This window comes from Citrobacter sp. Awk 2, assembly GCF_028069815.1.
Classification (GTDB): Bacteria; Pseudomonadota; Gammaproteobacteria; order Enterobacterales; family Enterobacteriaceae; genus Citrobacter.
The window spans coordinates 1-286 of sequence record NZ_JANEWL010000281.1; the positions used below are offsets into that span (position 1 = coordinate 1).

1 protein-coding gene is annotated in these 286 nt (G+C 52.4%); it reads left to right on the plus strand.

What is annotated here, in order from left to right; genetic code table 11:
- The coding region (locus tag NNO02_RS23645) for a T6SS effector phospholipase Tle3 domain-containing protein (RefSeq protein WP_442867935.1) at window positions 1–286 on the plus strand (286 nt) is incomplete at both ends.

Below are 286 nucleotides of genomic sequence, written 5' to 3' on the forward strand. Positions count from 1 at the left end.
GCGACATTTGCCGATATTGTAAAGAAAGTGGCTGAAAACAAAACACGCTTAAAAAAGCAAGGGTGTGAAAGATTACTTGCAGGAGCCAGCAGTGATGGCGAAAGCTGGTCACCGGCCGGGAAAACGCGCGGCGGTGTACCAGAGCGTGATAACCACGGTACCACCTGGATTTACTGTAACCCTCACGACCGGGTAATGGGCTCTGCCCCTTTACGCAGTATTGGCTGGCAGGGACTGCCCAATACGGAAACCAGCCGTTTTACAGAGTCCCATCCCCTGTTTAAGG